This window comes from Thauera sp. 27 (genome assembly GCF_000310125.2).
Classification (GTDB): Bacteria; Pseudomonadota; Gammaproteobacteria; order Burkholderiales; family Rhodocyclaceae; genus Thauera; species Thauera mechernichensis.
This window is the reverse complement of the sequence record NZ_AMXB01000007.1, coordinates 128,566-140,790: the sequence shown is the minus strand read 5'-3', so window position 1 is coordinate 140,790 and position 12,225 is coordinate 128,566. Positions and strand designations below refer to the sequence as shown.

9 protein-coding genes are annotated in these 12,225 nt (G+C 64.5%); 8 read left to right on the top strand and 1 reads right to left on the bottom strand.

What is annotated here, in order from left to right; genetic code table 11:
• Complete coding sequence (locus tag B447_RS05600; RefSeq protein ID WP_002928966.1) at positions 1 to 2,205, top strand: RelA/SpoT family protein; 2,205 nt, start codon at positions 1 to 3, stop codon at positions 2,203 to 2,205.
• 5 nt (positions 2,206 to 2,210) lie between these two features.
• Here B447_RS05600 and ppk1 read toward each other — a convergent pair whose 3' ends face one another.
• The gene (ppk1, locus tag B447_RS05595; protein ID WP_002937497.1) at positions 2,211 to 4,295 is read right to left on the bottom strand and encodes a polyphosphate kinase 1; all 2,085 of its coding nucleotides are present in this window, start codon (positions 4,293 to 4,295) and stop codon (positions 2,211 to 2,213) included.
• Positions 4,296 to 4,483: 188 nt separating this feature from the next.
• Here ppk1 and ppx point away from each other — a divergent pair, with 188 nt between their 5' ends.
• The 7 genes from ppx (at position 4,484) to B447_RS05560 (ending at position 12,209) form a co-directional block, all read left to right on the top strand.
• Positions 4,484 to 5,986, top strand: coding sequence for an exopolyphosphatase (gene ppx, locus B447_RS05590; RefSeq protein WP_002928970.1), 1,503 nt, complete (start codon positions 4,484 to 4,486; stop codon positions 5,984 to 5,986).
• Positions 5,987 to 5,992: 6 nt separating this feature from the next.
• A complete protein-coding gene (locus tag B447_RS05585) occupies positions 5,993 to 7,123 on the top strand; it encodes an MlaE family ABC transporter permease (protein WP_002937495.1) in 1,131 nt (376 codons plus the stop codon).
• Entirely contained in the window at positions 7,120 to 7,914 is a 795-nt protein-coding gene (locus B447_RS05580; RefSeq protein ID WP_002928975.1) for an ABC transporter ATP-binding protein, read from the top strand. Before B447_RS05585 ends, B447_RS05580 begins: the two co-directional genes overlap by 4 nt.
• A gap of 1 nt (position 7,915) precedes the next feature.
• The gene (locus B447_RS05575) at positions 7,916 to 8,857 is read left to right on the top strand and encodes an MlaD family protein (RefSeq protein ID WP_002928976.1); all 942 of its coding nucleotides are present in this window, start codon (positions 7,916 to 7,918) and stop codon (positions 8,855 to 8,857) included.
• A gap of 164 nt (positions 8,858 to 9,021) precedes the next feature.
• Positions 9,022 to 9,552: an ABC-type transport auxiliary lipoprotein family protein gene (locus B447_RS05570; RefSeq protein ID WP_002928977.1), complete on the top strand. Its 531-nt coding sequence runs from the start codon at positions 9,022 to 9,024 to the stop codon at positions 9,550 to 9,552.
• Between the two features lie 56 nt (positions 9,553 to 9,608).
• Complete coding sequence (locus B447_RS05565; protein WP_002937492.1) at positions 9,609 to 11,261, top strand: acyl-CoA synthetase; 1,653 nt, start codon at positions 9,609 to 9,611, stop codon at positions 11,259 to 11,261.
• Between the two features lie 147 nt (positions 11,262 to 11,408).
• Positions 11,409 to 12,209, top strand: coding sequence for an enoyl-CoA hydratase (locus B447_RS05560; protein WP_002928989.1), 801 nt, complete (start codon positions 11,409 to 11,411; stop codon positions 12,207 to 12,209).
• Positions 12,210 to 12,225 lie beyond the last annotated feature (16 nt).

Here is a 12,225-nt window from a genome sequence, read left to right as displayed (position 1 = left end):
ATGGTTTCCGTCACTCACGCCATCGCCCCGGGCGACACCGCGGCTCCCCTCGACATGCTCGCCACCGGCCTGGATGAGGCTGGCCGCGGCCAGATCCAGTCTGCGCTCGACTGGATTGCCGACCTTTACGAAGACAAGGTGCTGGGCACCGGAGAATCCACCTGGACGCATGCGATCGGTGCGGCGCTGATCACCGCGTCGCTGCGCATGGATCTCGAGACGCGACTGGCTGCGCTGCTGTTTGCGGTGTGGGAGGAGCTCGAGGACCCGGTCGAGGAGGTCGGCGCCCGCTTCGGCAGTGAGGTTTCCGCCCTCGTCCGTGGGCTGCATCGCCTCAACGGCCTGCGCGTACTCACACGCATGACGGCAACCGCGTCAGCGCCCGAGATCCGCGCCCAGACCGAAGTGCTGCGCAAGATGCTGCTGGCCATGGTGGAGGACATCCGCGTGGTGATGGTGCGGCTCGCGTCGCGCACGCAGACGCTGCGCTACTACACCGAGCTGCCTGGCGAGGCGCGTGTGGACGTTGCCCGCGAGAGCCTCGACATTTACGCACCGCTCGCCAATCGCCTGGGCGTCTGGCAGATCAAGTGGGAACTCGAGGACCTCTCGTTCCGCTTCATCGAGCCCGACACCTACAAGCGCATCGCGAAGATGCTGGACGAACGCCGGGTCGAGCGCGAGCAGTTCATCCAGGACGCCATCGAGCGGCTCAAGCGCGAGTTGTCTGCCGTTGGCATCGAGGCCGAGATTACCGGTCGAGCCAAGCACATCTACAGCATTTACAACAAGATGCGCAAGAAGCGGCTCGATTTCTCGCAGGTGTTCGACATCAGGGCGCTACGGGTGCTCGTGAATGACGTGCGCGACTGCTACACCGTGCTCGGTTTCGTCCACCAGATATGGCAGCCGATTGCGCAGGAGTTCGACGACTACATCACCAAGCCCAAGGGCAACAATTATCAGTCGCTGCATACGGCGGTACTGGCCGGTGACGGGCGCGCGCTCGAGGTGCAGATTCGCACCCACGATATGCACAAGCACGCCGAACTGGGCGTTGCAGCCCATTGGCGCTACAAGGAAGGGGCGCGCGACGGCGGCGACTACGACGAGAAGATTGCGCTGTTGCGGAACCTGTTGTCCTGGCGCGATGAGGTCACTGATTCCGCGCAATGGATGGAGCAGTTCAAACGCGCCTCGCTCGACGATACGCTGTATGTATTGACCCCCCAGGGCAAGGTGGTGGACCTGCCGCGTGGAGCGACCCCGATCGACTTCGCCTATCGACTGCATACCGACCTTGGCCACCGCTGCCGGGGTGCCAAGGTGGATGGCCACCTGGTGCCGCTCAACACGGCGCTCGAGAGCGGTCAGACCGTGGAAATCGTGTCGGCGCGCGAGGGCGGGCCGTCACGCGACTGGCTCGACGCCCGCCAGGCCTATGTAGCCACCTCGCGCGCGCGCTCCAAGATCAAGCAGTACTTCGCTCAGCTCGATGAAGAAGACTTGCTGGCGCGCGGCCGCAGTTTCGTGACCAAGGAGATGCAGCGCGATGGCCACGCCCAGGCCAACATCGACGGGCTGGCCGAGCGCATGGGCTTCAAGAACGCAGAGGCGCTCTTCCTGGCGGCAGGTCGGGGCGAGGTCGGACCGCGTGCAGTGCAGACCGCGCTGCGCGAGGGCACGGCACCTGTGGCTGCGCCCAGCGAGGAAGAAGCGTTCGTCGTCAGCCGCAGTCGCTCGGGCGACAACCAGGACAAGATCCTGATCGTCGGGGTCGGCAAGCTCATGACTTCGCTGTCACGCTGCTGCAAACCGGCCCCGCCCGATGCGATCGAGGGTTTCGTCACCCGCGGCCGGGGCATTTCGATCCATCGTGTCGATTGTCACGATTTCCAGCAACTTGCGGCCAAGCACCCCGAGCGCGTCATCGCCGCCGACTGGGGCGAGCGTGCAAACGATAGCCGTACGGCGCTCTATCAGGTGGATATCGTCGTCCAGGCAATCGACCGCCAGGGCTTGCTGCGCGACATCTCCGAAGTGCTGTCACGCGAGAAGCTCAACGTGATTGCCGTCAATACCCTGACCAAGAAGGGTACGGCCTACATGCGCTTCACGATGGAGGTGGGCGGCGTAAAGCAGATGCAGCGCGCGACCACCCTGATCCGTGAGGTGTCCGGGGTGATCGACGCGCAACGCAAGTAGGCCGCTCAGCTGCTGGCTGCGAGCTCATTGAGCAGGATGAGCTGGGCCGCACGGCGTACGCTGCGCGGATGCTTGCGCCGGTAGCTGCCGCTGGGCTGCATTTCCCAGGCCTGGCAATTGTCGCCGAGGTAGGGGCGCAGGCCTTCCTTCATCACGCGGCGCTTCAGGCGCGGGTCCAGCACCGGGAAGGCGATCTCGATGCGACGGAAGAAGTTGCGGTCCATCCAGTCGGCGCTGGACAGGTACACCAGGTCTTCGCCGTCAGCGTGGAAGTGGAAGATGCGGTGGTGCTCCAGGAAACGCCCGACGACCGAGCGCACGCGTATGTTCTCCGACAAGCCGGGCACGCCGGGGCGCAGCGCGCAGGGGCCACGGATGATCAGGTCCACCTCGACACCGGCTTGCGACGCTTCGTAGAGCGCCTCGATCGTTTCCGGCTCGAGCAGTGCGTTCATCTTGGTGATGATGCGTCCGCGCCGGCCGGCGCGGGCGATCTCGGCTTCTCGGCGAATCGCCGCCACCACGTTGGGTTGGAGCGAAAACGGTGCTTGCCAGAGGTGGCGCAGTTCCGTGGCGCGCCCAAGTCCGGTCAGCTGGGTAAAGACCGCTGCGACGTCCTCGCCGATCTCCTTGTTGCAGGTCATGAGGCCGAAGTCGGTATAGAAGCGGGTGGTGCGCGGATGGTAGTTGCCTGTGCCCAGATGTACGTAGTGGCGCAGACCGTCTTCCTCGCGTCGCACGACCATCAGCAGCTTGGCATGGGTCTTGTAGCCGAAGACGCCATACACCACATGGGCGCCGACTTCTTCGAGGCGGTTGGCCAAAGTGATGTTAGCCTCTTCGTCGAAGCGCGCCATGAGTTCGAGCACGACGGTGACTTCCTTGCCCTTTTGCGCCGCGCGCGCCAGGTGCTCCATGAGCACCGAATCCGTCCCGGTCCGGTACACCGTCATCTTGATCGCCAGCACCTGGGGGTCGTCAGCCGCAGCGCGCAGCATTTCAATGACCGGGGCGAAGCTCTGGAAAGGGTGATGGAGCAGGATGTCGCCGTTGCGGATCGCCGTGAAGATCTGGCGGCGCTTGTCGAGACCTCTCGGAAGGCCGGGCACGAAGGCCTGGTACTTGAGGTCGGCGCGCTCGACCCAGTCGGGTACCTGCATCAGGCGGACGAGGTTGACGATGCCGGGCGCGCGATAAAGGTCGCTGGGCGTGAGATGAAAATGCTGCAGCAGGAAGCTGGCCATTTCATCCGAGCAGTTGTCGGCCACCTCAAGGCGCACCGCGTCGCCGAAATGACGCTGCTGGAGTTCGCCCTTGAGCGATGCGCGCAGATCCTTCACCTCTTCCTCATCCACGAACAGGTCGGAATTGCGGGTGACGCGGAACTGGTAGCAGCCGAGCACCTGCATGCCTGCAAACAACCTGGCAACGTGGGCATGCAGCACCGAGGACAGGAATACGAAGGTGTACTCCTGCGTTGAAATTTCTCGCGGCAGCCTGATCACGCGCGGCAGCGCACGCGGCGCCTGCACGATGGCGGCACCCGAGTCGCGGCCGAAGGCGTCGCGACCTTCGAGCTCGACCGCGAAGTTCAGGCTCTTGTTGAGCACACGCGGGAACGGGTGGGCAGGATCGAGACCGACCGGGGTCAGGACCGGCATCACCTCGCGCACGAAGTAGTCCTCGATCCAGTCACGCTGGGCCTCGGTCCATAGGCTGCGGCGCAGGAAAACTACGCCTTCGTTCTCGAGTGCGGGCAGGATGTCGTCGTTGAGCAGTTCGTACTGCTCGGAGATGATCTCGTGCACCTCGTCGCTGACGCGTGCGAGCAGGTCGGACGGCGTGATGCCGTCCTCGCCCGACTGTCGGCTGCCGATACGGATCTGTTCCTTGATGCCGGAGACGCGGATCTCGAAGAACTCATCGAGATTGCTCGACACGATGCACAGGAAACGCAGGCGTTCGAGCAGGGGAACGGTCGGGTCGGCCGCCTGCGCCAGGACGCGGCGCTGGAATTGCAGCAGGGACAGTTCGCGGTTGAGGAAATGATCGGCCGGGTACTGCATGGAGGTGCGATTGAACTGGGGCATGGGGCGTCCTGAACGAGATGCGGCATTCATGATTATGTGACACTTTCGTTGCGAGAACATGACAGCGCGCAGCCCTTGTGCGGCGTGGTTTGCGCCATGTGTTGGGGCGAAACGAATGGCCCCTGATGCAACGCGGCGCGGTGCTAGAATCCGCACTTCCGGCGCCGGTGGCGTCAGTTTCCTAAAGCATGATGCAAGATCTCATCGCGGCAATCGACCTGGGTTCCAACAGTTTCCGGCTGCAGGTGGGCCGCATCGTCAATGACCAGATCTATCCGCTGGACGGCCTCAAGGAGGCCGTGCGCCTGGCCGCCGGCCTTTCTCCCGACAAGAAGCTTGATCTCGCTTCTCAGCAGCGTGGCGTCGCGGCGCTGCAACGCTTCCACGAGCGCCTGCGTGATTTTCCGCCTACCCGGGTGCGTGCGGTTGCCACCAACACCTTGCGCGTGGCGAAGAACGCGACCGATTTCCTCATCCGTGCCGAAGCGGCACTCGGCTTTCCGATCGAGGTGATCGCGGGCCGCGAGGAAGCGCGCCTGATCTATGTCGGGGTTGCGCATACCTTGCCCGACCCGCACAAGCAGCAGCTGGTCGTAGATATCGGTGGAGGTTCCACCGAGTTCATCATCGGCAAGAGCTTCGAGCCGGCCTTGCTCGAGTCGCGCTATATGGGCTGTGTCGGCTATAGCCTGCGTTTTTTCCCTGATGGCCAGATCGACAAGCGTGCGTTCCGCGAGGCCGAACTGGCAGCGCGGCGCGAATTGCAGACCATCTCCCAGACCTATCGCGACACCGGCTGGGAGGAGGCCGTGGGCTCAAGCGGTACCGCAAAGGCGCTGGTTGAGATCCTGGAGCAGAACGGCTTCTCTTCGGGGGGGATCACTCGCGACGGCCTCGAGCAGCTCAAGGCCGTGCTCTTGCGCGCAGGTCGCCTCGATGCGATCGACCTCGCAGGCCTCAAGGGCGACCGCCTGCCAGTGATCCTGGGCGGATTTGCCATCATGAGCGCTGTGTTCAAGGAGTTCGAGCTCGAGCACATGCTGTTCTCCGAGGGGGCCCTGCGTCTCGGCGTGCTGTATGACCTGCTTGGCCGTTACCACCACCATGACCTGCGCGACGCGACGATCAGCGCCTTCGTGCGTCGTTACGGCGTCGATCTGCGCCAGGCCCAGCAGGTGGCAGATACCGCCTGCCACCTGCTGGGCCAGCTCGAGCCGGCAATGACGGACCCAGAGCACCCGGACCGACGTTTCCTGCGCTGGGCCGCGCTGGTGCACGAGATCGGGATCTCGGTCGCGCACTCGAGCTATCACAAGCACAGCGCCTACATCGTGGCCAATGCCGACATGCCTGGTTTTTCGCGCATGGACCAGGCACGCCTGGCGCGCCTGGTGCTGGCGCACCGAGGCAAGCTCGAACGAGTGGCTTCAATTGATGCAGGCAGTTCGGACTGGATGCTGATCGCCTGCCTGCGCCTGGCCGTTGTCATCCATCGCGCACGCGACGCCCGTGGTCTGCCGCCGATCACCATGAAGCGGGAGGGCAGGGGGTTCTCGGTGACGGCAGCGCCGGGGTGGCTGCAGAAGCTGCCATTGACCGCGGCCGCGCTCAACGAGGAGCAGCGCCAATGGATGGGGCTTGGGCGCGGGCTTTACGTGCGCGCACTGAGCGTACGCGGCGCCACCGCATAAGCGCTCATGAGTCCCGGTGGCCAGGCAGAAGCGAGACAAGGCGGCAGCCTGGTGCTGACGCCCGCCTCGGCCCGGTTGAGCGGTGACTGGACCTTGCGTGCGCTGGGGCCGCAGTTGCCAGGACTGCGCCGGCAGTTGCGCATGGCGTCCGCCGATGCGGCCTGGAGTCTCGAAGCGGTCGAACGGCTGGACAGCTTTGGGGCGACCCTGCTTTGGCAGGCCTGGGGGCGGCGCTGGCCGACGCAACTCAGCCTGCGCCCGGCGCATCGTCAAACGCTGGAGCGCGTCGCACGCAGCGCGGAACGGCCGCTGCCGCAACGGTCGGCTTTCACGCCAATCGATGCGGTGGTGGCGCTCGGCGGTGCACTGATCGCGTTCCTGGCGCATGTGCGGGACTTCGTTGCCCTGCTCGGACAGATCTTCCTCGACCTGCTGCACGTCTTGCGCCACCCGCGCGACTGGCCTTGGCTCGAGATCTCCGCAAACGTGCACAAGGTCGGCGTCAAGGCCATGCCGGTGACTGCGCTGGTGGGCTTCCTGATCGGCGTTGTGTTGTCCTATCTGTCTTCACTCCAGCTCAAGGTGTTCGGCGCGGACGTGTTCATCGTCAATATCCTGGGCCTTGGGATCATTCGAGAACTGGGGCCGGTGCTGGTTTCGGTGCTCGTGGCGGGCCGCTCGGGGTCGGCGATGACCGCACAGTTGGGGGTGATGCGGGTGACCGAGGAGATCGATGCGCTTGCCGCCATGGGGGTGTCGTGCTCGCTGCGCCTGGTGTTGCCCAAGGTGATCGCGCTCGGCCTTGTGATGCCGCTGCTGGTACTGTGGACCTCGACCATTGCGCTGTTGGGTGGCTGGGTGTCGGCCTGGGTGGAGCTCGACCTGAGCTTGCGTTACTTCGTAGACGCGCTACCTGATGCCGTGCCGGTCGCGAATGTCTATATAGGCCTCTCCAAGGGCGCGGTGTTCGGTGTCTTGATCGCCCTTGTCGCCTGCCACTTCGGGCTGCGTGTAAAGCCCAATACCGAGAGCCTGTCGGCGAACACCACGGCTTCGGTTGTGACGGCGATCACGGCGGTAATCCTGGTTGACGCGCTGTTCGCAATCGCCACCAAGTCGATCGGGATCCCGGGATGAACCCGCCAGCAAGCTCGCCCGCCACAGTCGTCTCCCTGCGTGGAATTACAACCCGCTTCGGTCGCAACGTTGTGCACGAAGAGCTGGATCTCGACGTGGCCCGAGGTGAGATCGTCGCCCTGGTGGGAGGTTCGGGCAGTGGCAAGACGACCTTGCTGCGCCACATCATAGGCCTGACCCGGCCCGCAGCCGGTACGGTGCAACTGTTCGGCGAACTGCTGCAAGCAGGCGACCGGAGCGCGCGGCTTTCGCGCCAGCGTCGGTTCGGGGTTCTGTTCCAACAGGGCGCATTGTTTTCGGCCTTCACGGTCGGCGAAAACATCGCCTTTCCGATGCGCGAGCTGGGCATCATGAGTGCTGCAGAGATCGACGATCTCGTCGCGCTCAAGCTCGCCATGGTGGAGATGGAGCCCGAGCATTCCGTGCTGATGCCGGCTGAGCTCTCCGGTGGCATGGTCAAGCGTGCCGCGCTCGCGCGTGCGTTGGCGCTCGAACCTGAGCTGCTGCTGCTCGACGAGCCGACTGCAGGGCTCGATCCTGAGCGCAGCGCCTCATTCGTGCGCCTGATCCGGGCGCTGCATGGCGATCTGGGGCTGACCGTGGTGCTGATCACACACGATCTCGATACCCTGGCAGCGATGGCGAGCAAGGTTGCGGTACTTGCCGATCGGCGCATACTGAGCTATGCCCCGCTCGAGGAGACGCTGCGCGTGGATCACCCCTTCATCGAGCGCTTTTTCCGCGGTGCGCAAGGACAGCGGGCCTTGGCGCGCGCGACTGGAGCAAATTGACATGGAGAATCGTGCGCATGCACTGGCTGCCGGGCTGTTCGCGCTGATCCTCGGGGCAGGTATCGCATTGGCACTGTGGTGGTTCTCCCAGGAGCGCGAACCGGTGCGCGAACTGGTGCTGGTTGCGCAAGGCGACATCAACGGCCTGGGGGCGCAGTCCAGGGTGCGCTTTCGCGGCTTGGCGGTAGGGGCGGTCAGCAGTGTTCATATAGACCCCGATGACTCGCGCAACGTGCTGGTGCACGTGCGCGTTACACGCGATCTGCCGCTGACGCGGGGAGCACGGGCAAGCTTGGGCACGCTCGGTGTCACCGGATTGGCGTATGTTCAGCTCGATGACCGCGGCGGTGAGCCACTGCCTTTGGTGGAGGCTTCCGGCTTGCCGCCACGCATCGAATTGCAGCCAGGGCTGCTGGACGTGCTCGCCGAGCGCGCGCTCGAGATGGTCGGGCAGTTTCAACGGGTGAGCGAGCGCATGGCGGTCCTTCTTGATGATGACACGCTTGGTCGAGTGCGCGCCGCACTGTCCAGCATCGAGAGCGCTGCCTCTGGGTTCGACCGCAGCCTGGCCGAGATGCCGCAGACGCTGCAGAGTGTCCGCAGCGCCTTCACCCCGGCCAACCTGGCTGCGCTGTCCGGCCTGCTGGCAAGCCTTGAACGGACCAGTGCGGAAGTCGCACCTACGCTCGGCGAACTCCGCCAGCTTCTGCGTCGGCTGGATACCATGGCGGTACGCGTCGATCACGCGGCGGTCGCGGCCAGCGACGGCTTGCTCGAAGGGACGCTGCCACAACTCAACGAGCTGCTGCGCGACTTGAGTGCAACCTCGCGGCGGATCAGCAGATTGGTCGAGGAGGTCGACAGTACGCCGCAGGTGCTGCTGACGGGACGTCCCGCCACCGAGCCGGGGCCCGGCGAAGCGGGCTTTTCCAGCGGGCGTTGATTGGGAACAAGAACATGCGAGGGCCGGACCTTGACGATGGGGATCTTGACTTGAGGTATGCAGCATTGTTTTCGTACATGGTGCCTGATGGCCGCTGTTGGCTTGCCGGCCTACTGCTGCTGGCGCTTGCCGGGTGTGGAGGATTCTCTTTGCAGCCGAGGCCGATGGCGCTCTACGAGCTTGGCCTCGGGGCGTCTGCCGCGGTCAGACCTGCGCTCGTGCCTGCGCGGGTCGAGGTGGCGAGTCCCCCATGGCTCGAGACGACAGCAATGCAGTACCGCCTGGCCTGGAACGATCCGGGGCGTCGGCGTGCCTATGCCGAGAGCCGCTGGGTGTCGCCACCGGCAGCCATGCTGGGTCTGAACCTGCAGCGCGCGCTGCAGCCCGCGGCAGCACCAGGGCGTTGTCGCCTGCATGTCGATGTGGACGAGTTCATCCAGGAATTCGCGACCGCGGAGCGCAGCCATGCGCGCATCGTCCTGCGTGCTGCGCTCTATCCATCTCGCAGCGAGACAGCGGTCGCGATGCGCGAGTTCAGCGGGAGCGCCGATGCGTCGCGGGCAGATGCCAGCGCCGGCGCCGAGGCCTTACGCGTCGCCACCGACAGGGTGGTGGCCGAGATTGTCGCCTGGCTCGCGGCGCTTGACCGCGGCGAGGACGGAGCGTTGAATGCGGCAGGCCGCTGCAGCGCTTGAGTAACGGCAACCCGCGCCTGGCTGAGCAGGGCGGGGAACCACCATAAGGAGACGAGATGAGCGAGACGAGACTGTCGCCCTACGCACAAGGGCTTGAGAAGACCGTGGCGAACTACGTGCCGCTGACGCCGCTAACCTTCATCGAGCGCAGTGCCTACGTTTATCCCGAGCGTGTCGCGGTCATCCACGGCGCGCGCCGCTACACCTGGCGCGAGAGCTATGTGCGCTGCCGCCGCCTGGCGTCGGCCCTGAAGCAATTGGGCATCGGTAAGGGCGACACCGTTGCTGCGATCCTCAACAACACCCCCGAGATGTTCGAATGCCATTTTGGCGTGCCGGCTTGTGGGGCGGTGCTCAATACGATCAACACCCGCCTGGACGCAGAGGCGGTCGCGTTCATCCTCAATCACGCTGAAGCGAGGGTGCTGATCACCGACCGCGAGTATTCGCGCATGGTGAAGAAGGCGGTGGAACTGGCCGGGCGGGCAGACCTGGTGGTGATCGATGTGGACGATCCGGAGTACACAGGGCCGGGCGAATGCCTCGGGCGCATGAACTATGAGGCACTGATTGCAGGCGGTAGCGCCGATTTCGTGTTCGAGCAGCCTGCAGACGAGTGGGACGCCATTTCGCTCAACTACACCTCGGGCACGACCGGCAACCCGAAGGGGGTGGTGTATCACCACCGCGGGGCCTACCTGAATGCGATGTCCAACATCGTGTCCTGGGGCATGCCGCCGCATGCGGTCTATCTGTGGACCCTGCCCATGTTCCACTGCAACGGCTGGTGCTTTGCATGGACGATGGCGGCCAACGCGGGCGTCAACGTGTGCCTGCGCCGAGTCGATCCGCGACTCATCTTCGACGCCATCCGCGAGCACGGTGTCACGCATTACTGCGGTGCGCCGATCGTGCACTCGATGCTTGCCAATGCGCCCGAGGAATGGCGCAAGGGCATCAACCACAAGGTGTCCGGCCTGGTGGCGGCAGCACCGCCGCCAGCTGCGGTGATCGAGGGGATGGCGAAGATTGGCTTCGACATCACCCATGTGTATGGGTTGACGGAAACCTACGGGCCTGCCGCAGTGTGCGCCAAGCACGATGAGTGGCGCGAACTGCCGCTGGCCGAGCAGGTGTCGCTCAATGGCCGGCAGGGCGTGCGCTACCACGCCCAGGAAGGAATCACGGTCATGGACCCAGCCACCATGGAGCCCGTGCCCTGGGATGGTGAAACGATGGGCGAGATCATGTTCCGCGGCAACCTGGTCATGAAGGGCTATCTCAAGAACCCCGATGCGACGGCGGAGTCGTTCCGCGGCGGCTGGTACCACACCGGCGATCTGGCGGTGATGCAGCCTGATGGCTACGTCAAGATCAAGGATCGCTCCAAGGACATCATCATCTCCGGTGGTGAGAACATCTCGTCGATCGAGGTCGAGGATGCGTTGTACAAGCACCCTGCGGTCATGGCTGCAGCGGTGGTGGCGCTGCCCGACGACAAATGGGGGGAAGTGCCGTGCGCCTTCGTGGAGCTTCGCGAAGGGGCGGAGGTGGCCGCCGACACGCTCGTTGCCCACTGCCGTGAACACCTCGCTGGCTTCAAGGTACCCAAGCGCATCATCTTCGGCGAGCTGCCCAAGACATCCACGGGCAAGATCCAGAAATTCGTGCTGCGCGACCAGGCGCGCTCGACGGCGTCCTTCGGGTAGCACAGGGGCGGGCACGGATGCAGAGCGCATCCATGCCCGCTCGCGTTTGACGATGGCCTTGGGACACAGTGCGCGGTAGTATTGGTGTACGTTGACGTTAACGTAAATAACGATGACTGTTCCCCATTCTGATTACGGAGGCGAGACATGAGCGCAGTACCCGTTCCCGATGACCAGCCGATGCTGTTGCGTGAAGACCGCAACGGCGTGACCACCCTCACGCTGAACCGGCCTGCGCAGTTCAACTCGCTGTCGTTCGCGATGCTCGAGACCCTGATCGCGGCTGTGGATGAGATCGCGCGTGACGAGAGCGTTCGTGTTGTCGTTCTGGCAGGCGAGGGCAAGGCGTTCTGCGCCGGGCACGATCTCAAGGAGATGCGTGCCAACCACGCGCTCGAGTTCCAGCAACGCCTGTTTCGCCTGTGCGGCAAGTTCATGATGAAGCTGACGGAAATGCCGCAGCCCGTGATTGCCCGTGTCCATGGCATCGCTACCGCGGCAGGTTGCCAACTGGTGTCGATGTGCGACCTCGCGGTCGCGGCTGACGTGGCGCGCTTTGCCGTGAGTGGTATCAATGTGGGGCTGTTCTGCGCTACGCCGGGTGTCGGCCTGTCGCGCAACATGGGGCGCAAGGAGGCCTTCGAGATGCTGGTGACCGGTGACTTCATCGACGCTCGGGAGGCTCAGCGCCGCGGCCTGGTGAACCGTGTCGTCCCGATCGAGCAACTCGATGATGAGATTGCTGCCCTTGCTGCGTCGATCGTTGCCAAGTCGCCGGTTGCCATCCGCATGGGCAAGCAGCTGTTCTACAAGCAACTCGAAATGGGAATCGACGCCGCCTACCAAGTTGCGGCCGAGACGATGGCGTGCAACGCGATGTGCGAAGACGCTGCCGAGGGCATCGACGCCTTCATCGCCAAGCGCAAGCCAGCGTTCAAGGGGCGCTGACGCGAGCGGCCGCGCC

Excerpts from the sequence above, each read along its gene's own strand:
- B447_RS05600 (WP_002928966.1), top strand. The coding sequence starts at position 1 with ATGGTTTCCGTCACTCACGCCATCGCCCCGGGCGACACCGCGGCTCCC.
- ppk1 (WP_002937497.1), bottom strand. The coding sequence starts at position 4,295 with ATGCCCCAGTTCAATCGCACCTCCATGCAGTACCCGGCCGATCATTTC.
- ppx (WP_002928970.1), top strand. The coding sequence starts at position 4,484 with ATGATGCAAGATCTCATCGCGGCAATCGACCTGGGTTCCAACAGTTTC.
- B447_RS05585 (WP_002937495.1), top strand. The coding sequence starts at position 5,993 with ATGAGTCCCGGTGGCCAGGCAGAAGCGAGACAAGGCGGCAGCCTGGTG.
- B447_RS05580 (WP_002928975.1), top strand. The coding sequence starts at position 7,120 with ATGAACCCGCCAGCAAGCTCGCCCGCCACAGTCGTCTCCCTGCGTGGA.
- B447_RS05575 (WP_002928976.1), top strand. The coding sequence starts at position 7,916 with ATGGAGAATCGTGCGCATGCACTGGCTGCCGGGCTGTTCGCGCTGATC.
- B447_RS05570 (WP_002928977.1), top strand. The coding sequence starts at position 9,022 with ATGGCGCTCTACGAGCTTGGCCTCGGGGCGTCTGCCGCGGTCAGACCT.
- B447_RS05565 (WP_002937492.1), top strand. The coding sequence starts at position 9,609 with ATGAGCGAGACGAGACTGTCGCCCTACGCACAAGGGCTTGAGAAGACC.
- B447_RS05560 (WP_002928989.1), top strand. The coding sequence starts at position 11,409 with ATGAGCGCAGTACCCGTTCCCGATGACCAGCCGATGCTGTTGCGTGAA.